This is a genomic window from Sphingobium sp. HDIP04, from assembly GCF_000445085.1.
Lineage (GTDB): Bacteria > Pseudomonadota > Alphaproteobacteria > Sphingomonadales > Sphingomonadaceae > Sphingobium > Sphingobium indicum.
In genome coordinates, this window is sequence record NZ_ATDO01000067.1 from 1 (window position 1) to 18,180 (window position 18,180).

The 18,180-nt window shown below is 67.6% G+C and carries 19 protein-coding genes and 1 tRNA gene; 16 read left to right on the plus strand and 4 right to left on the minus strand.

Annotated features, from left to right (window positions below; translation table 11 throughout):
- Positions 1-52 precede the first annotated feature (52 nt).
- Entirely contained in the window at positions 53-808 is a 756-nt protein-coding gene (locus tag L286_RS31315) for an enoyl-CoA hydratase (protein WP_031293195.1), read from the minus strand.
- Between the two features lie 119 nt (positions 809-927).
- Between L286_RS31315 and L286_RS31320 the strand changes: the two genes are divergently transcribed.
- From L286_RS31320 to L286_RS31370, 11 genes are all read left to right on the plus strand, one after another.
- Positions 928-1,917, plus strand: a complete 990-nt coding sequence (locus L286_RS31320) for a bile acid:sodium symporter family protein (RefSeq protein ID WP_021223237.1) — start codon at positions 928-930, stop codon at positions 1,915-1,917.
- A gap of 144 nt (positions 1,918-2,061) precedes the next feature.
- On the plus strand, positions 2,062-3,219 hold the full coding sequence (locus L286_RS31325) for an aromatic ring-hydroxylating oxygenase subunit alpha (protein ID WP_021223238.1): 1,158 nt from the start codon (positions 2,062-2,064) through the stop codon (positions 3,217-3,219).
- A complete protein-coding gene (locus L286_RS31330; protein WP_031293196.1) occupies positions 3,216-4,826 on the plus strand; it encodes a phytoene desaturase family protein in 1,611 nt (536 codons plus the stop codon). The genes L286_RS31325 and L286_RS31330 overlap by 4 nt, the downstream gene beginning before the upstream one ends.
- A 58-nt stretch (positions 4,827-4,884) precedes the next feature.
- Entirely contained in the window at positions 4,885-5,880 is a 996-nt protein-coding gene (locus L286_RS31335; RefSeq protein WP_007683616.1) for an aspartate carbamoyltransferase catalytic subunit, read from the plus strand.
- A gap of 94 nt (positions 5,881-5,974) precedes the next feature.
- On the plus strand, positions 5,975-7,198 hold the full coding sequence (locus L286_RS31340; RefSeq protein WP_021223240.1) for a dihydroorotase: 1,224 nt from the start codon (positions 5,975-5,977) through the stop codon (positions 7,196-7,198).
- 66 nt (positions 7,199-7,264) lie between these two features.
- A tRNA-Trp gene (locus L286_RS31345) sits at positions 7,265-7,340 on the plus strand.
- A 170-nt stretch (positions 7,341-7,510) separates the two neighbouring features.
- Positions 7,511-7,717 carry a preprotein translocase subunit SecE gene (gene secE / locus L286_RS31350; RefSeq protein ID WP_007683611.1) on the plus strand — a complete coding sequence of 69 codons (207 nt, stop codon included), beginning with the start codon at positions 7,511-7,513 and terminating at the stop codon, positions 7,715-7,717.
- 59 nt (positions 7,718-7,776) lie between these two features.
- A complete protein-coding gene (gene nusG / locus L286_RS31355) occupies positions 7,777-8,313 on the plus strand; it encodes a transcription termination/antitermination protein NusG (RefSeq protein WP_007683610.1) in 537 nt (178 codons plus the stop codon).
- A gap of 204 nt (positions 8,314-8,517) precedes the next feature.
- Positions 8,518-8,949 (plus strand): 50S ribosomal protein L11, encoded by a 432-nt coding sequence (rplK, locus tag L286_RS31360; RefSeq protein ID WP_013040886.1) that lies wholly within the window; start codon positions 8,518-8,520, stop codon positions 8,947-8,949.
- 4 nt (positions 8,950-8,953) lie between these two features.
- Entirely contained in the window at positions 8,954-9,652 is a 699-nt protein-coding gene (rplA, locus tag L286_RS31365; protein WP_007683608.1) for a 50S ribosomal protein L1, read from the plus strand.
- A gap of 305 nt (positions 9,653-9,957) precedes the next feature.
- The gene (locus L286_RS31370) at positions 9,958-11,688 is read left to right on the plus strand and encodes a DEAD/DEAH box helicase (RefSeq protein WP_021223241.1); all 1,731 of its coding nucleotides are present in this window, start codon (positions 9,958-9,960) and stop codon (positions 11,686-11,688) included.
- 42 nt (positions 11,689-11,730) lie between these two features.
- Here L286_RS31370 and ybaL read toward each other — a convergent pair whose 3' ends face one another.
- From ybaL to L286_RS31380, 3 genes are read right to left on the minus strand one after another with little or no spacing between them, the layout of a single operon-like run.
- Positions 11,731-13,389: a YbaL family putative K(+) efflux transporter gene (ybaL, locus tag L286_RS31375; protein ID WP_021223242.1), complete on the minus strand. Its 1,659-nt coding sequence runs from the start codon at positions 13,387-13,389 to the stop codon at positions 11,731-11,733.
- A gap of 58 nt (positions 13,390-13,447) precedes the next feature.
- Positions 13,448-13,585, minus strand: coding sequence for a hypothetical protein (locus L286_RS48905; protein WP_007683605.1), 138 nt, complete (start codon positions 13,583-13,585; stop codon positions 13,448-13,450).
- A 51-nt stretch (positions 13,586-13,636) separates the two neighbouring features.
- Positions 13,637-14,005, minus strand: a complete 369-nt coding sequence (locus L286_RS31380; protein ID WP_021223243.1) for a hypothetical protein — start codon at positions 14,003-14,005, stop codon at positions 13,637-13,639.
- Positions 14,006-14,234: 229 nt separating this feature from the next.
- On the opposite strand from L286_RS31380, the gene rplU reads away from it, so the two are divergent.
- The 5 genes from rplU (at position 14,235) to proB (ending at position 18,180) form a co-directional block, all read left to right on the plus strand.
- Positions 14,235-14,531, plus strand: a complete 297-nt coding sequence (gene rplU / locus L286_RS31385; protein WP_007683601.1) for a 50S ribosomal protein L21 — start codon at positions 14,235-14,237, stop codon at positions 14,529-14,531.
- 30 nt (positions 14,532-14,561) lie between these two features.
- Positions 14,562-14,831, plus strand: coding sequence for a 50S ribosomal protein L27 (rpmA, locus tag L286_RS31390; RefSeq protein ID WP_007683600.1), 270 nt, complete (start codon positions 14,562-14,564; stop codon positions 14,829-14,831).
- Between the two features lie 273 nt (positions 14,832-15,104).
- The gene (locus tag L286_RS31395) at positions 15,105-15,695 is read left to right on the plus strand and encodes a GNAT family N-acetyltransferase (RefSeq protein ID WP_007683598.1); all 591 of its coding nucleotides are present in this window, start codon (positions 15,105-15,107) and stop codon (positions 15,693-15,695) included.
- 123 nt (positions 15,696-15,818) lie between these two features.
- Positions 15,819-16,910, plus strand: coding sequence for a GTPase ObgE (gene obgE, locus L286_RS31400; protein WP_021223244.1), 1,092 nt, complete (start codon positions 15,819-15,821; stop codon positions 16,908-16,910).
- 139 nt (positions 16,911-17,049) lie between these two features.
- Positions 17,050-18,180: a glutamate 5-kinase gene (gene proB / locus L286_RS31405; protein ID WP_021223245.1), complete on the plus strand. Its 1,131-nt coding sequence runs from the start codon at positions 17,050-17,052 to the stop codon at positions 18,178-18,180.

Consider the following 18,180-nt stretch of genomic DNA (forward strand, 5'->3'; position numbering starts at 1 on the left):
GTTCTCGAAATCCACTATTTTCGCCGCGCCCTGAACTGAATCCCCACACACCCTAGCGGCGAAACACCGGCGCCCGCTTCTCGAAGAAGGCGGCGAACGCCTCCCGCGCCTCGTCGGAGGCCAGCGTCTCCCTGAACAGCCGCGCCTCCTCCTCGATCCGCTGGTTCAACACCGCCGGATCGCCCTTCATCAGGCGGCGGGTCGCGGCGAGCGCCCCGGGCGGCTTGGTCATCAGCAGCGCCGCCTTCTTCCGGGCATGGTCCAGCAGCGCGTCGGCCGGAACGATCGCCGTGACGAAGCCCGCATGGTCGGCGGTCTGCGCATCCATCGGCTCGCCCAGAAGCAGCATCGACGCCGCCTTGGCATAGCCCATCGTCGCCGGAGCCAGCAGGCTGGAGCCTGCCTCCGGCACGATCCCCAGATTGACGAAGGGCATGGTGAAGCGCGCGTCGGGCGCCGCATAGACCAGGTCGCAATGGAACAGCATGGTCGTCCCCACGCCCACGGCCAACCCCTGCACGGCGGCGACCGCCGGCTTGCCGAAATTGGCGATGGAGCGGATGAAGGCGAAGGCCGCCTCCCCGCCCTGCGGGCCGGACATGAAGTCGTTGAGGTCGTTGCCCGCGCAGAAGGCGTCGCCCTTCCCGGCGAACAGCACGGCGCCGATCTCGTCCCGGGCGGACGCATCCGCCAGCGCGGCGGTCATGGCGCGGTACATGTCGGCGGTCAGCGCGTTCTTCTTGTCGGGACGGTCGATGTGGATTTCGATGACGCCCTGGTTCTCGACAATGGCTATCCCTTCGCTCACGACCGGAGCCTCCTTGCTGTTCTTCCGCCCTTGCACGGGCCTTGTGGTTCGTCGCGACTGTTGGCGCATCTGCGCGGGCGCGTCTATCCTTTTCCGCCCGTCCTGCCTAAAGGCGACCCATGCAACGCCTGCGCGAGATACTGGACCCCTTCCTGCTGCTGCTGATCGGCACCGTGGCGCTCGCGTCCCTGCTGCCCGCGCGCGGGGAGGCCGCTGGCCTCGCCGGGGCGGCGGCGGACGCGGGCATCGTCCTGCTTTTCTTCCTGCACGGCGCGAAGCTGTCGCGGGAGGCGATCTGGAACGGCGCCAGGGCGTGGAGGCTGCACCTGGCGACGCTGGGAACGACCTTCGCGGTCTTTCCCCTGATCGGCCTGGCGACCCAGCAGGCGACGGCGATCCCGCCATCGATGCGCGCCGGCTTGCTGTTCCTGACGCTGCTCCCCTCCACGGTGCAATCCTCCATCGCCTTCACCGCCATCGCGCGGGGCAATGTCGCGGCGGCGGTGGTCAGCGCATCCTTCTCCAACCTGCTGGGCATCGCGCTGACGCCGCTGCTGGTCGCGCTGACGATGGAAAGGGGCGGGACGGGCGGCCTGATCTCGCTCTCCTCGATCGAGGACATCGTGCTGCAACTGCTGCTGCCCTTCATCGTCGGCCATCTGGCGCGGCCATGGATCGGCGGCTTCGTCAGCCGGCACAGGGCGATGCTGGGGCGGGTGGATCGCGGGTCGATCCTGCTGGTGGTCTATGCCGCCTTCAGCGCGGCGGTGGTGGAGGGATTGTGGCAGACGGTGTCGCGCGGCGAATTGCTGCTGCTGGCCGCGGCCTGCATCGCCATGCTGGGCGTCGTCCTGGTCTTCACCCTCCTGCTCGGACGGCTGCTGGGCCTGTCGCGGGAGGATGCGATCGTGCTGCAATTCTGCGGATCGAAGAAAAGCCTGGCGACGGGGGTGCCCATCGCCGGGGTGCTGTTCCCCGCCGGCGCGGTGGGGCCGATCCTGCTGCCGGTCATGCTGTTCCACCAGATACAGTTGATGGCCTGCGCCATGCTCGCCCGCCGCTACGGCGCGGCGGCGGACGCCCAGGCCCGCCTGGCGGCGGCGGGCTGAGGCGATGGACCGGCCGGTCCCGACCCCGGTCGCCATGGGCTGAATGTCGATCGGCCCCAGGACCGATCCGATCGCCGCCATTGCCGGAAAGGCGCCGTATGTTATACATACGTAAAATATATCGGCTGGGGCGGGCGCGCGATAGTGACGGATGACGGGCAAGGGGAGGATCCGGACGCGGCATGGAGCCTGCCGGCCTGGACCTATCGCGATCCCGAATTTTTCGATCTGGAGCGGCGCCGGATATTCCGCCCCTCCTGGCAAATCGTGGCGCATGAAAGCGACATCCCCGCCCCCGGCGATTTCCGCCTGCTCGACTATATCGGGGAAAGCGTGATCCTGATGCGGGGCGGGGATGGGCTCGTCCGCGCCTTCGCCAATGTCTGCCGCCATCGCGGCGCGCGGATCGTCGACGCCGCCGCGGGCTGCGCCAGGACGCTCACCTGCCCCTATCATGGCTGGACCTATGACGATCGGGGCCGGCTGTCCGGCGTGCCGCTGGAGGAAAGCTACGGCCTCGACCGCGCCCGCCATGGCCTCCACGCCGTGGAGGTCGAGAATTTCCACGGCTTTCTCTTCGTCAGGCTGGAGGATGACGGCGGCCCCTCCGTTGCGGAGATGATGGCGCCTTATGTTCAGGAGATCGCGGCCCACCGCTTCGGCGACTTGCAGGCCATGGGGCGGGTGACGCTGCGCCCCCGTGCGGTGAACTGGAAGATCGTCGGCGACAATTATGCCGACGCGCTGCATGTCGCCGTGGCGCATCCCGGACTGCGGCGGCTGATGGGCGAGGGCTATCGGGTGGAGGCGGCCGCCCATGCCGACCGGATGAGCGCGCCGATCCTGCGCCGGCCATCCGCCAAGCTGTCGGAACGGGCCTATCAGCATTTCCTGCCGCGCATACCGCATCTGGGGGATGAGCGGCAGCGGCTTTGGACCTATTTCAGGCTGTGGCCCAATATCGCCTTCGACATATATCCCGACCAGGTGGACTTCATGCAATGGCTGCCGCTGTCCCCCACCCGATCGCTGATCCGGGAGGTTGCCTATGCGATCCCTGACGAGCGCCGGGAAATGAAGGCCTCCCGCTACCTCAACTGGCGGATCAACCGGCGCGTGAATGCGGAGGACCGCGCCCTGCTGGAACGGGTGCAGGCGGGCCTTTCCTCCGACAGCTTCACCGTCGGCCCCCTTTCGACGCAGGAGGTGGCGCTCCGCCATTTCTGCGCGCGGATGCGGCGCATCATTCCGCAGGCCCGGCTGCGTCGCGCCCCCGCCCCTGGATGGAGCCGGGCGGCATGACCGGGGCCTATGACGCGGTCATCATCGGCGGCGGGCATAACGGGCTGGTCTGCGCCTTCTACCTGGCGCGGGCGGGATACCGGGTGCGCATCCTCGAACGCCGCGCCATCGTCGGCGGCGCCGCCGTGACGGAGGAGTTCCACCCCGGCTTCCGCAATTCGGTGGCAAGCTACACCGTCAGCCTGCTCCACCCCAAGGTGATAAGCGACATGCGGCTGGTCGAAAATGGCTATCGCGTGCTGGAACGGCCGATCGGCAATTTCTTCCCCCAGCCGGACGGCCGCTATCTGAAGCTGGGCGGCGGGCTGGAGCGGACCCAGGCGGAGTTCGCGAAGTTCAGCGTGAAGGACGCCGCCGCCCTCCCCGCTTATTATGACGCGCTGGAGGTGGTGGCCGACCTGCTGCGCGACATGACGCTCAAGACCCCGCCCAATGCCGGCGACGGGCTGGCGATGGTCGTCGCCGCGCTGCGCCAGGGCCGGCGGATCGGCGGCCTGACGCTGGAACAGCAGCGCGACGTGCTGGAACTGTTCACCCGGTCGGTGCGCGGCTTCCTCGACGGCTGGTTCGAGAGCGAGGCGGTGAAGGCGGCGTTCGGCTTCGACGCGGTGGTCGGCAACTACGCCTCCCCCGACGCGCCGGGCAGCGCCTATGTGCTGCTGCACCATGTCTTCGGGGAGGTGAACGGGAAGAAGGGCGCCTGGGGCCACTGCGTCGGCGGCATGGGCACGATCACCCGCATCATGGCGCAGGTGGTGCGCGACCTGGGCGTGGAAATCAGCCTGGAGGCGCCGGTCGCGTCCGTGCTGGTCGACGGATCGCGGGCCGTGGGCGTCCGGCTGGAAAGCGGGGAGGAGGTGATGGGCAGGGCCGTCATCGCCAATGTCGGGCCGAAACTGCTCTACGAACGATTGATGGACCCCGCCGACCTGCCGCCCGATTTCCTGAAGCGCATAAGGGGATTCAGGGCGGCGTCGGGCACCTTCCGCATGAACGTCGCGCTGTCGGCGCTGCCCGACTTCGCCTGCCTGCCCGGCCTGGGCGAGCATCACCAGTCGGGCATCGTCATCGCGCCGACGCTGGACTATATGGACCGCGCCTATATGGACGCGAAGCGCGAGGGCTGGTCGAGGGAACCGATAGTCGAGATGCTGATCCCCTCGACCGTGGACGAAAGCCTCGCCCCGGCGGGATGCCATGTGGCGAGCCTCTTCTGCCAGCAATTCGCGCCGATCCTGCCCGACGGCCGCAACTGGGACGACGAACGCGAGGCGGCGGGGGATCACGTCATCGCCACCGTCGACGCCCACGCGCCCGGCTTCGCCCGGTCGGTGATCGCCCGCGACATCCTCTCCCCGCTCGACCTGGAACGGAAATTCGGCCTTGTCGGCGGCGACATCATGCACGGCAACATGACGCTGGACCAGCTATGGGCGGCGCGGCCGGTGCTGGGCCACGGCAACTATCGCGGCCCGCTCAAGGGCCTCTACATGTGCGGCGCGGGCACGCATCCGGGCGGCGGCGTGACCGGCGCGCCGGGCCATAATGCGGCGCGGGAAGTGATCAGGGACGGCGCGCTGCTGGGGCGGTGGTTCGGGCGGGGGTGAAACGGCATGCGCCGCCATGCCTTGCCCTCTCCCCCACCCTCGCCTAAAGGATCGGTTCATGCCCGACATCACCGTTCCATCCGCCCAGTCCGACCTGACCGGCCGGGCGTTGTTTCCGCACCGGCATCTCCTGTCCATCGCCGACCTCAAGCCCTGGGAAATCCGCTTCCTCCTCGATGAGGCGGAACATTGGGCGAAGAGCAACCGGGGCGGCGCGCGCAAGCATGACGACCGCCTGGCGGGCATGACCCAGATCAACGCCTTCTTCGAAAACAGCACCCGCACCCTCCTCTCCTTCGAGATCGCGGGCAAGCGGCTGGGCGCGGACGTCGTCAACATGGCCGCCGCCACCTCCAGCGTGAAGAAGGGCGAAACGCTGATCGACACCGCCATGACGCTGAACGCCATGGCCGCCGACGTGATCGTCATCCGCCACGCCAGTTCCGGCGCGGTGGCGCTGATCGCGGACAAGGTCGATTGCCCGGTGCTGAACGCAGGCGACGGCTGGCACCAGCACCCGACCCAGGCCCTGCTCGACGCGCTCACCATCCGCCGCCGCAAGGGCGGGTTCGAAGGGCTGGTCGTCGCCATCTGCGGCGACGTGCTGCACAGCCGGGTTGCGCGCTCGAACATGCTCTGCCTCGCCGCCCTGGGCGCGCAGGTCCGCGCCGTCGCCCCGCCCACGCTGATGCCGCCGGAGGTCGAGATGCTGGGCGCGACCCCCTATAGCCGCATGGATGAGGGGCTGGAGGGCGCCGACGTGGTGATGATGCTGCGCCTCCAGAATGAGCGGATGGACGGGGCCTTCATCCCCTCCCCCCGCGAATATCACATGCTCTACGGCCTGACCCCGGAACGGCTGGCCATCGCAAAGCCCGACGCGCTGGTCATGCACCCCGGCCCGATGAACCGGGGGGTGGAGATCGCCAGCGTCGTCGCCGATCACCCGGACCGCTCCGCCATCACCGAGCAGGTGGAAATGGGCGTCGCCATCCGCATGGCCTGCCTGGACGTCCTGACCAGAGGCGCGCGCGGGGTGGAGGGCTGGGCATGACGATCACCACCCCCGCCCCCTCCCTCGTCATCCCCGCGAAGGCGGGGATCCATCTCCCGCCCCATCCCGAAGCGCAAGGCAGGGGGAACGCGCAATGACCAGACTCGCCATCGCCAACGGCAAACTGGCCAACCCCGCAGGCAAAGACCTGACCCCCGGCGTCATCCTGATAGAGGATGACCGCATCCTCGCCTCAGGCGACGTCGCCATCCCCTCGGACGCCGAAACCATCGACGCCAAGGGCCTGGTCGTCGCCCCCGGCCTGATCGACCTCGGCGTCTTCGCCACCGACAAGCCCGCCTTCCATTTCGGCGGCATCACCCGCGCCGCGCTGATGCCCGACCAGTCCTCCCCGCTGGACGACGCGGGCCTCATCCGCCAGGCCACCCGCGCCGGAAAACCCGATTTCTGGGTCCACCCCATCGCCGCCGCCACGCGCGGCCTAAAGGGCGCGGAACTGGCCGAAATCGGCATGATGCAGGCGGCAGGCGCGAAGGCGGTCGGCACCGGCCGCCAGTGGATCGCGGATTCGGGCGTGATGATGCGCGTCCTCTCCTACGCCTCCGGCCTCGGCCTCACCGTCATCACCCATGCCGAGGATGCGGGCCTCGCGGGCAAGGCGGTCGCCACCAGCGGAGAGACCGCGACCCGCCTCGGCCTGCCCCACGCCCCCGCCTGCGCCGAAGCCATGGCCATCGCCCGCGACATCATGCTGGCCCGCGCCACCGGCGCGGCGATCCACTTCCGGCTGGTGACGACCAAGGCAGGCTTCGACCTGATCCGCGCCGCCAAGGCGGAGGGATTGAAGGTCACATGCGGCATCAGCCCGGCCTATCTCTTCCTCTCCGACAATGCGGTGACGGATTTCCGCACCTTCGCCCGCCTCTCGCCTCCGCTCCGTTCGGAGGATGACCGCAAGGCGTCGATAGCGGCGGTCGCGGACGGCACGGTCGACGTCATCACCTCCAGCCACGACCCTCGCGGGCCGGAGGACAAGCGCCTGCCCTTCGCCGACGCCGCGCCGGGCATGGCGGGCGCGGAAACCCTGCTCGCCCTGTCGCTCAACCTGGTGCGGGAGGGGCATCTGTCCCTCAACCGCCTGATGACCCTGCTCAGCGCCAATCCGGCGAAGATATTGGGCGTGGACGCGGGCGGCTTCGCGCCGGGCAGCGCGGCGGATCTGATCTTCATCGATCCCGACGCGCCCTGGATCGTCGATTCGGGGAAAATGGCGGCGCAGGCCGGAAACACCCCGTTCGACCGCATGCCCGTGCAGGGCCGGGTACGCAGGATCATGAAAGGCGGGAATTTCCTTTAAGTTTCCTTCTTGCCCAACCCGGTCCGCCACGCTAAAGCGCCCTCCTTCGCTGGCCCCGGCCAGTGCAGGAGTGTAGCTCAGTTGGTAGAGCGTCGGTCTCCAAAACCGAATGCCGGGGGTTCGAGTCCCTCCACTCCTGCCAAGCGAACTGGCCGCGAAACCTTGAATTATCGGGGGTTCGCGGCTAGCTGTGCTTGACGAAGCATGGGTCGCGGAGCGCGGCCGCACCCCCGGACGCCGAACAGGGCGGGATCGGGAGGGCGGACTGTTGCTTCGCGCTTTGGTGTTTGTTGGAAGGATTTGGTGCGGGCGATGGCGAAGGTTTCTCCGGGCGAATTCGTCAATCAGGTGAAGGCCGAAGCGTCGAAGATCGTGTGGCCCACCGGCCGCGAAACGATCATGACCGGCGTGATGGTGGTCATCATGACCTCGCTGCTGGGCATCTTCTTCTTCGGCATCGACACCTTCTTCGGCGCGATCGTCCAGTGGCTGCTGGCGTTCGCCGCCGGCCAGGCTTGAGAGTTTTTGATTACCGCGATTTCCCAGTGAATCGCTTAGTGGGAGTTTGAGACGGCAACATGGCGCGCTGGTACATCATCCACGCCTATTCGGGCTTCGAGAACAAGGTCAAGGAATCGATCCTGTCCGAAGCCGAGCGCATGGGCCTCTCCCAACTGGTCGAGCAGGTGGAAGTCCCCACCGAGACCGTGACGGAGGTGAAGCGCGGCAAGAAGGTGCAGGTCGAGCGCAAGTTCATGCCCGGCTATGTCCTCGCCAAGCTGGCGATGAACGACGACATCTACCACCTGGTCAAGAACACGCCGAAGGTGACGGGTTTCCTGGGGTCCAGCGGCAAGCCGCAGGCCATCAGCGAGGCGGAGGCCGCCCGCTATTTCGGCGCGCAGAAGGCCGCCGAGGCCGCGCCCAAGCACAAGATCAACGTCGATTACGAGATCGGCGACAGCGTCAAGGTGCTGGACGGCCCCTTCGCCAGCTTCAACGGCACGGTCGAGGAACTGGATTTCGAAAAGAACCGGGTCAAGGTGTCCGTGTCGATCTTCGGCCGCGCCACCCCGGTCGAACTGGACTTCGAACAGGTCGAACTGTCCAAATAAGGAAGCCTGGCGAAGTAAGAACAACATCCGTCACCCCGGACTTGATCCGGGGTCCCGCTTTCTTCTCGAAAAGGCGGCATGACGGCAAAGGAATTTCCGGGAAACCGGGAATAGCTGCGGGAGGATCGCTCCGGTGATCCGTCAATACCGCTAAACTTGAACCGGGCGCATCCTCGGACGCGCCCAGCAACAGAGTGAGTGAACATGGCCAAGAAGATTACGGGCTATATCAAGCTCCAGGTGCCCGCTGGAGCCGCCAACCCCTCGCCGCCGATCGGCCCGGCGCTGGGTCAGCGCGGCGTGAACATCATGGAATTCTGCAAGGCGTTTAACGCCTCGACGGAAAAGATGGAAAAGGGCACCCCGCTGCCGACCATCATCACCGTCTATGCGGACCGTTCGTTCAGCTTCGTCACGAAGCAGCCGCCCGCCACCTATCTGATCAAGAAGGCCGTCAACCTGAAGTCCGGCTCGAAGGAGCCTGGCAAGGTTTCCGCCGGAAAGATCAAGCGCTCGCAGCTCGCCGAAATCGCGCAGGCCAAGATGGCCGACCTCAACGCGAACGACATCGACGCGGCGACGAAGATCATCGAAGGCTCCGCCCGCGCGATGGGCCTCGAAGTGGTGGAGGGCTAAGAGCATGGCAAAGCTGACGAAGAAGGCCAAAGTTCTGGCCGCCGCCATCGACAAGGAAAAGCTGCACGGCGTCGACGAGGCGCTGGGCCTGATCAAGACCCACGCGACCGCCAAGTTCGACGAAAGCGTCGAAATCGCGATCAACCTGGGCGTCGATCCGCGTCACGCCGACCAGATGGTCCGTGGCGTCGTCACGCTTCCGGCCGGCACCGGCAAGGACGTCCGCGTCGCCGTGTTCGCCCGCGGCGACAAGGCTGAGGCCGCGACCGCCGCCGGCGCCGACGTGGTGGGCGCCGAAGACCTGCTGGAATCGATCCAGGCGGGCAATATCGACTTCCAGCGCGTGATCGCCACCCCCGACATGATGGGCCTGGTCGGCCGCCTCGGCAAGGTTCTGGGTCCCAAGGGCCTGATGCCGAACCCGAAGCTGGGCACGGTCACCCCGAACGTCGCCGAAGCGGTCAAGGCCGCCAAGGGCGGCCAGATCGAATTCCGCGTCGAAAAGGCCGGCATCATCCACGCCGGCCTCGGCAAGGCGAGCTTCTCGGCCGAAGACCTGCGCAAGAATTTCGACGCCTTCGTCGACGCCATCGTCAAGGCGAAGCCGTCGGGTTCGAAGGGCAAATATGTCCGCAAGATCGCCCTGTCCTCCTCCATGGGTCCGGGCGTGAAGGTCGACGTGGCGGAAGTCGCCTCGGTCTGATCCGACGCACAAACAGATAGGGGAGCCTCCTTCCTCCACATGGGGAAGGAGGCTTTCGCTTTTTATGCTATGCCGTGCTCCTGCGAAGGCAGGAGCCCAGGGTCCAAGGTCGCGCACCTCACCCTAGGCTCCTGCCTTCGCAGGAGCACAGCATTTCCAAACACCGCCGGGGACACCCCCAGCAACGGTGTGAACTTCGGGGCGCATGACCTTGCACCCCGGCTCCAAAAACCCCCGGAGCGCATTGAGGTCACCTTCGTATCCGTCGGGAATGGCGGGTCGCCTTTTACCGATGGAAAAATAGAATGTCTTTCGAACACCTCCCCCCTCTCCTGTCCGGCGCCCTGACGCGAAAGGGCTATGAAAGCCTGACCCCCGTCCAGGCCCAGGTCACCCAGCCGGAAGCCGAAGGCCGCGACCTCATCGTCTCCGCCCAGACCGGCTCCGGCAAGACCGTCGCCTTCGGCCTGGCCATGGCGAAGGAACTTCTGGGCGACGCCAGCCGCCTCCCCGCTCCCGGCCTGCCGCTCGCCCTCGCCATCGCCCCGACCCGCGAACTGGCGCTGCAGGTCGCCCGCGAACTGGAATGGCTCTATGGCGAGGCCCGCGCCCGCATCGCCACCTGCGTCGGCGGCATGGACGCCGCCAAGGAACGCCGCGCTCTCAGCCACGGCGCGCATATCGTCGTCGGCACGCCGGGCCGCCTGCGCGACCATCTGGAACGCGGCGCGCTCGACCTTTCCGGCCTCAAGACCGTCGTGCTGGACGAAGCCGACGAAATGCTCGACATGGGCTTCCGCGAGGATCTGGAGGAAATTCTCGACGGCGCGCCCGAAGGCCGCCGCACCCTCCTCTTCTCCGCCACCATGCCCAAGCCGATCGTGGCGCTCGCCAAGCGCTACCAGAAGGACGCGCTGCGCATCTCCACCGTCAGCGACGAGCGCGGCCATGGCGACATCAGCTATCAGGCCGTGACCGTCGCCCCCGCCGACATCGAAAATGCCGTGGTCAACCTGCTGCGCTATCATGAGGCGGAGACGGCGATCCTCTTCTGCGCCACCCGCGACAATGTCCGCCACCTCCACGCCAGCCTGACCGAGCGCGGCTTCGCGGCGGTGGCGCTGTCGGGGGAGCATAGCCAGAATGAACGCAACCATGCCCTGCAAGCGCTGCGCGACCGCCGCGCCCGCGTCTGCGTCGCGACCGACGTGGCGGCGCGGGGCATCGACCTCCCCAATCTCAGCCTTGTCGTCCATGTCGAGCTGCCCCGCGACGCGGAGACGATGCAGCACCGCTCCGGCCGCACCGGCCGCGCTGGCAAGAAGGGCACGGCGGTCCTCATCGTCCCCTATCCCCGCCGCCGCCGCGTCGAATCCATGCTGCGCGGCGCGAAGATCCCGGTCGAATGGGGCACCCCGCCCAGCAAGGAAGCGATCCAGGAACAGGATAATGCCCGCCTGCGCGAGAAACTGATGGAACGCGCCGACCTCGACGAACAGGACTGGGCGCTGGGCGCCGAACTGCTGGAGGCGAAGTCGGCCAAGGAAATCGCCGCCATGCTGGTGAAGAGCGCCCGCGCCGCCCTCCCCGCGCCGGAGGAACTGCTGGACGCCAGCGAAGCCCCGCAACGCCGCGACGGGCCGCGCCCCGGCTTCGAGGACACGGTCTGGTTCCGCATGGACATCGGCCGCCGCCAGAACGCCGACCCGCGCTGGATATTGCCGCTGATCTGCCGTCGCGGCCATGTATCGCGGCAGGACATCGGCGCGATCCGCATCGCCGCAAACGAGACCCTGTTCGAAATCCCCAGCGCCATCGTATCGCGCTTCATCGGATCGGTGAAGCGGACAGGCGAGGCCAATGACGAGGGCGCCGACATCGCCTTCGAGCAGGTCGAGGGCACGCCCCGCGAAGCCGCCCGCGAAAACCGCCACGGCAAGGGCCGCCCCAATGATCGCGGCCCCCGCCCTCCCGCGCACAGCCCCCGCCCGTTCAAGGGCGGCCCCAGGCGGCCCGGTCCGCGCAAGCCCCGATGATAGAAAAGGGCCGCCCTTCGACGGAGCGGCCCTTTCTCCTGACTAGCCCGCCCCGCAAAGGGCCAGCATCCGCGCCGCCAGCTCCCGTTCGCCCATCACGACATGGGGCACGCCCAGCCCCTCCAGATGCCTGACCTCCGCATCGGAATGGGCGCGGGCGATGACCTGGAGGTCGGGGTTCAAATGGCGCGCATGTTCGTGGATCGCGCCGCCCTCGAACCCTTCGGGCACGGCGATCAGCAGGCGCCGAGCCTCGCTTATGCCGGCCGCCCGCAGATGCCGGTCCTCCAGCGCGCTGCCGCGCACGACGGTGAGGCCGGCCTCCTCCGCCTCCTCCGCCCGGTCGGAGTCCGTTTCGATCACCACCAAATGCGCGCCCTTTTCCGCCAGCCGATCCGCGATCAGCTTGCCCACCCGGCCATAGCCGACCAGGATGACATGGCCGATGCGCGGCTTGGCCCTGGCCTTCTGCGCCTCTGCCTCTTCCTCGACCTCCTCCTGCTTGTGCCCGCGCACGATGAGGGAGAAGATCAGCGGATTGAGGAAGATCGACACGATCGCGCCGGCAAGGATCAGGTCGCGCCCTTCGGCGGGCAGCACGCCCAATCCCGTCCCCAAGGATGCCAGGATGAAGGAAAATTCGCCGATCTGCGCCAGGCTGGCCGCGATGGTCAGCGCCGTGTCGCCGGGATGGCCGAAGGCGCGGACGATCGCGAAGGCGGCGATGGACTTGCCGATGATGATGATCGCCACCGTGGCCAGCAACGGCAGCGGCTGCTCGACCAGCACCGCCGGATTGAACAGCATGCCGACCGAAACGAAGAACAACACCGCGAAGGCGTCGCGCAACGGCAACGTCTCCTCCGTGGCGCGGCGGCTGAGCGGCGTCTCGCCCAAAATCATGCCGGCGAAGAACGCCCCCAGCGCGAAGGACACGTCGAACGCCACCGCCGCGCCAAAGGCCACGCCCAGCGCTATCGCCAGCACGGCCAGGCGGAACAGCTCGCGCGATCCGCTATGCACGACCCAGTGCAGCGCCCAGGGAATGACGCGGCGGCCGACCACCAGCATCAGCGCGACAAAGCCCGCGACCTTGAGCAGCGTGCCCAGCAGCGGCGCGAGCAAGGCACCGGCCCCCGCTCCGGCCCCCGCATCGGCCCCCGCATCGGCATTGTTCATCACCCCGGCCAGCGCGGGCAGCAGCACCAGCGCCAGCACCATCACCAGATCCTCGACGATCAGCCATCCCACGGCGATCCTGCCCCGGCGCGTTTCAACCAGATCCGCCCCCTGCAAGGCGCGCAGCAGGACAACCGTGCTCGCCACCGACAGCGCCAGGCCGAAGACCAGCCCGCCCATCAACGGCCAGCCCATATAATAGGCCAGGCCCATGCCCATCAATGTCGCCACCGCGATCTGGCCGAGGGCGCCGGGCACCGCGATATTCTTCACCGACAGAAGGTCGCGCAGCGAAAAATGCAGGCCGACGCCGAACATCAGCAATATGACGCCGATTTCCGCCAGTTCATTGGCCAGGCTGGCATTGGCGACGAAGCCCGGCGTGAACGGCCCGACCATGATTCCGGCGATCAGATAGCCGACCAGCGGCGACAATTTCAGGCGATGGGCGATGGCGCCCATGACGAAGGCAACGACAAGGCCCGCGACGATCGTTCCGATCAGGGGCGTGTGATGGGGCATGGAGTGTCTTTCCCTGGCTGCCGATGGAGGAACGCCCTCCATCGGCAGCATATCCTATTCATTCAGCGACGGTCAGCATCGCCGCCGACAACAGCGCGCCGGCCGCGCCCAGTCCCGCCATGACGGCCGGCATGAACCACCATGGCGGACGGCGGGACGGCCCCGTGCCGCCGCGTCGCGATCTTCTGCGGGTCATGAAGAGGCTCCTTTTTCCTGACGGCGGCCTTAAAACGGCCGCCCTGATGCGTCAGGAAAGGGCCGGCGGCGCCCGCGCCCGCTGGCGGGACAGCAGGTGAAAGGACGGGAAAGAAACCAGGGAGGGCGAGAATCGGTCGCCGGGGCGCAGCGGGATTGCGCCCGGCAGCATCGCTATGGCCATCGGCCCGCCCGCGGCGAGCGCCGGCAACGGCGCGCGCCCATCGCCATCCGGCTCCATGGCCTGCACGGTGAGGGGGGTCGCATGGGCGCGGGCCTTCAACACCACGCCGGTGGTGGCCGGATTGAAGGCGGAGCCGGTGAACCGGCTGGACGGCGGCCCCAGGGGCGCGAGCGCGCTCAGCAGGGCCACGCCCAGCGACAGCCACAGGGTCAGGATGAACGGCAGCCGGCCGGCCAAGGTTTCCTTCCTGTACGGCGCTGGCGTCATCCGTGATATAGTCCCTTCGCTGGCCCTTCGCCGCGCCAGGATAGGGTCGGACAAGGCCAAAAACCAGCCCCGAATGCCGCGCTTGCCGGTTGACATCGGCGAGTCATTCCAGTAGCGGGCCACATTCCCGCGCGGGTCCAACAGGGCATTGTCCCTCGACGATCTGCGTAAAGCAGATTTGAACGAGAAGAGAAGAGCCATGTTCGCAGTCGTGCGCACGGGCGGCAAGCAGTATCGCGTCGCCGCCGGAGACAAGATCGTCGTCGAGAAGCTGGCCGGAGAGGCCGGCGACAAGGTGACGCTGGATGACGTCCTGTTCGCCGGCGAAGGCAGCGACGTGAAGGACGCGGCCAAGCTGACCGTCGCCGCCGAAATCGTCGCGCAGGCGAAGGGCGAGAAGGTCATCGTCTTCAAGAAGCGCCGCCGGCATAATTATCGCCGCCGCAATGGCCACCGCCAGAATCACACGATCCTCAAGATCGTGTCGATCGCCTGAGCCGCAGCAAAGTCACGAGGAGTTTGAGTCATGGCACATAAGAAAGCTGGCGGTTCGTCGCGCAACGGTCGCGATTCGGAATCGAAGCGCCTTGGCGTTAAGAAGTTCGGCGGTCAGGAAGTGATCGGCGGCAACATCATCATTCGCCAGCGCGGCACCCGCGTCTATCCGGGCCGCAATGTCGGCATGGGCAAGGACCATACGCTGTTCGCGCTGGGCGAAGGCCGCGTGGTATTCCACACCGGCAAGCTCGGCCGCAAATATGTATCGGTCGACGCCATGGCCGAAGCAGCCGAATAACGGACGATCGATGACGGATCGTCCCACGCAAACGGGGCGATCCTCCTGACGGAACGGCTTTTCGGCCACCGCCAGAGTTCGAGGGAAACAAGGGGCGCCCCGTCCGGGAGCGCCCCTTTTTCGCGTCGAAGGGCGTCTCCCCTGAATTTCCCTCAAGCCGCTGGAACCCCCGCCTTTCTCACGCGTCATGCGGGCGGGGCCCAGCCAGAGAAGATAGTCGTCATGCCGTAACTTTTCGCGGTCATTGGCGCGCAGGAGATTAGGAGACTTTCGATGTTCGCCCGTACCCCCCGCCTGTTGCTGCGGCCCGGCTGGATGGAAGACGCGCCGGCCCTTGCCGACGCGATCGGCGATGCGGCCGTGCTGCGCAACCTGACCCGCGCGCCGGCCGCCTACGACCGGGCCGATGCGCAGGCGTTCCTGGCCCAGCCGCAGGACGCGCGCCTGCCCAGCCTGCTCGCCTTCACCCGCACCAAGGGCGCGCCGCGCCTGGTGGGCGGCTGCGGCCTCCATGCGGCGGATGACGGCAGGGTGGAACTGGGCTATTGGATCGCCCGCCCCTATTGGGGACTGGGCTTCGCGACCGAAGCGGCGGGCGCCGTCATGCACATGGCCCGCGCCTTGGGCATACGCGACGTGCGCGCCGCCCATTTCGCAGACAATCCCGCGTCCGGCAACGTCCTGCGCAAGCTCGGCTTCCGCGACACGGGTCGCATCGAGCGCCGCTTCAGCCTGGGCCGGGGCGCGGCGGCGGATTGCCTGGTCTTCGAGGAAGGCGCCCCTGGAGAAGAGGGCGCGATCCCCATGACGGCGGATTCGTCCGCCGATCTTTACGGGGATTCGCTGCCGGCTCTGGCGGCCTGAACCCCGCGACCGGGGAGGGCGGCGCCGGGCCGCCTTCCCCCGCCCCCGCCGCGTTTCGGAAGAAGCGGCCGCTTTTGCGGCGCGCCTGTTTAATTCCGCCGCATAAACCGCTATGGGCGCGCGATGCATTTTCTTGATCAAGCGAAGATTTACATCAAGTCCGGCTGGGGCGGTCCCGGCGCGGTCAGTTTCCGGCGGGAAAAATATGTCGAATATGGCGGCCCGGACGGCGGCAACGGCGGCAAGGGCGGCGACATCATCTTCGAGGCGGTGGCCGGGCTGAACACCCTGATCGACTTCCGCTACACCCAGCATTTCAAGGCGCAGCGCGGCATGCCCGGCGCGGGCAAGAACCGCTATGGCGCCGGCGGCGAAGACCTGGTCATCAAGGTGCCGGTGGGCACGCAGATCCTGTCCGATCCCACACCCATAGAGGGGACGGAGGATGAGGACGGCACGATGGAATATGAGCAGGAACTGCTCGCCGACTTCACGCAAGTGGGGCAGCGCATCGTCCTGCTGCGCGGCGGCGACGGCGGGCGCGGCAACCTGTCCTACAAGACCAGCACAAACCGCGCCCCGCGCCAGCATGGCACGGGCTGGCCGGGGCAGGAAATGTGGGTGTGGCTGCGGCTGAAGCTGCTGGCCGACGTCGGCCTGGTGGGCATGCCCAATGCGGGCAAGTCGACCTTCATCAACCAGGTCACCAACACCAAGGCGAAGGTGGGCGCCTATGCCTTCACCACCACCAAGCCGCAATTGGGCGTGGTGCTGCATCGCGACCGGGAATTCGTGCTGGCCGACATTCCGGGCCTGATCGAGGGCGCGGCCGAGGGCGCCGGCATCGGCGACCGCTTCCTGGGCCATGTCGAACGCTGCCGCGTGCTGCTGCACCTGATCGACGCGACCGGCGACGACCCGGTCGAACAGTTCCGCATCGTGCAGGACGAACTGGCGGCCTATGGCGGCGGGCTGGACGAAAAGCCGCAGATCGTGGCGCTCAACAAGGGCGACCTGCTGGGGCCGGAACTGATGGAGGACATCGCCGGCCAGCTTCGGGACGAGGCGGGGGTGGAGGATGTCTTCATCATCTCCGGCGCGACCGGCGAAGGCGTGCCCGCCCTGCTGGACGCCGTGCTGCCGCTGCTCGACCAGCCCGGCGAGGAGGAAGAGGAAGACGGAGAGGACGGCGAAGCCCCATGGTCGCCAATCTGAAGTCCCCCTCCCTTTCAAGGGAGGGGCTAGGGGTGGGTACGTCGTGCAACGGCGCTCGCATCTTCTCCTCATCGCGCAGGCTCGCTTCGCTCGCACCCACCCCTGACCCCTCCCTGGAAGGGAGGGGAGGAACAGGTAAATGACCCCTTCCCTCTCCGGTTTCCCTCCTTCGCAAATCCGCCGTCTGGTCATCAAGATCGGCTCGGCGCTGCTCGTCGATCCGCAGGGCGAGGTGCGCGAAGCCTGGCTCCGCACGCTGGTGGCCGACGTCGCGGCGCGCAAGCAGGCGGGCCAGCAGATCATCATCGTCTCCTCCGGCGCCATCGCGCTCGGCGCCCGCAGGCTGAAGCTGCCCAAGGGCGGACGCGGCTCCCTGGAGGACGCGCAGGCGGCCGCCGCCACCGGCCAGATCGCGCTGTCGCAATGCTGGGCCAGCCTGCTCCACGAAAGGGGCATCACCGCCGCGCAGATGCTGGTGACGCTGGACGATCTGGAAAACCGCCGCCGCTATCTCAATGCGTCGGCCACGCTGGAGCGGCTGATGGCGCTCGACGTCGTGCCCGTGGTGAACGAGAATGACAGCGTCGCCACGGCGGAAATCCGCTTCGGCGACAATGACCGTCTGGCGGCGCGCATCGGACAGGCGGCACGGGCTGACGCGGTTGTGCTGCTGTCGGACGTCGACGGGCTTTACAGCGCCAATCCGCATGTCGATGCGAACGCCATGCTGATAGAGACAATCGAGCGCATCGATGCGCGCATCGCCGGGATGGCGGACGGCGGCTCCGCCTCCGGCATGGGGTCGGGGGGCATGACCTCCAAGATCGAGGCGGCGCGCATCGCGACCGGAGCGGGCGCGCATCTGGCGATCATCTCCGGCAAGGTGGATTCGCCGCTGTCGCATTGGAGCGATGGCGGGAAAGGATCGATCTTCCTCGCCGCGCAGGCCAGGGGCGCGCGCAAGGGCTGGCTCGCCGGGCGGCTGACGGTGCGCGGGCGGGTCGTGGTCGACGCCGGGGCCGAAGCGGCCCTGCGGCGCGGCAATAGCCTGCTTCCGGCTGGGGTTGCACGGGTCGAGGGCATCTTCGCCCGCGGCGACGTGGTCGACATATTGGCGGAGGACGGACGGGTGATCGCCCGCGGCCTCATCGAATATGACAGCGAGGAAGCGGCGCGCATCGCGGGCAAGCGCAGCGAGGACATCGCGACGCTGCTGGGGCACCTGCCCCGTTCCGTGCTGGTCCACCGCGACCATATGGCGATGGTCTGA

Bases quoted from the DNA above. Each gene is read 5' to 3' on its own strand.
- rplA (WP_007683608.1), top strand. From the start codon at position 8,954: ATGGCAAAGCTGACGAAGAAGGCCAAAGTTCTGGCCGCCGCCATCGAC.
- obgE (WP_021223244.1), top strand. From the start codon at position 15,819: ATGCATTTTCTTGATCAAGCGAAGATTTACATCAAGTCCGGCTGGGGC.
- L286_RS31320 (WP_021223237.1), top strand. From the start codon at position 928: ATGCAACGCCTGCGCGAGATACTGGACCCCTTCCTGCTGCTGCTGATC.
- L286_RS31340 (WP_021223240.1), top strand. From the start codon at position 5,975: ATGACCAGACTCGCCATCGCCAACGGCAAACTGGCCAACCCCGCAGGC.
- L286_RS31370 (WP_021223241.1), top strand. From the start codon at position 9,958: ATGTCTTTCGAACACCTCCCCCCTCTCCTGTCCGGCGCCCTGACGCGA.
- nusG (WP_007683610.1), top strand. From the start codon at position 7,777: ATGGCGCGCTGGTACATCATCCACGCCTATTCGGGCTTCGAGAACAAG.
- rplU (WP_007683601.1), top strand. From the start codon at position 14,235: ATGTTCGCAGTCGTGCGCACGGGCGGCAAGCAGTATCGCGTCGCCGCC.
- L286_RS31330 (WP_031293196.1), top strand. From the start codon at position 3,216: ATGACCGGGGCCTATGACGCGGTCATCATCGGCGGCGGGCATAACGGG.
- L286_RS48905 (WP_007683605.1), bottom strand. From the start codon at position 13,585: ATGACCCGCAGAAGATCGCGACGCGGCGGCACGGGGCCGTCCCGCCGT.
- secE (WP_007683611.1), top strand. From the start codon at position 7,511: ATGGCGAAGGTTTCTCCGGGCGAATTCGTCAATCAGGTGAAGGCCGAA.
- proB (WP_021223245.1), top strand. From the start codon at position 17,050: ATGACCCCTTCCCTCTCCGGTTTCCCTCCTTCGCAAATCCGCCGTCTG.
- L286_RS31335 (WP_007683616.1), top strand. From the start codon at position 4,885: ATGCCCGACATCACCGTTCCATCCGCCCAGTCCGACCTGACCGGCCGG.
- ybaL (WP_021223242.1), bottom strand. From the start codon at position 13,389: ATGCCCCATCACACGCCCCTGATCGGAACGATCGTCGCGGGCCTTGTC.
- rplK (WP_013040886.1), top strand. From the start codon at position 8,518: ATGGCCAAGAAGATTACGGGCTATATCAAGCTCCAGGTGCCCGCTGGA.
- L286_RS31395 (WP_007683598.1), top strand. From the start codon at position 15,105: ATGTTCGCCCGTACCCCCCGCCTGTTGCTGCGGCCCGGCTGGATGGAA.
- rpmA (WP_007683600.1), top strand. From the start codon at position 14,562: ATGGCACATAAGAAAGCTGGCGGTTCGTCGCGCAACGGTCGCGATTCG.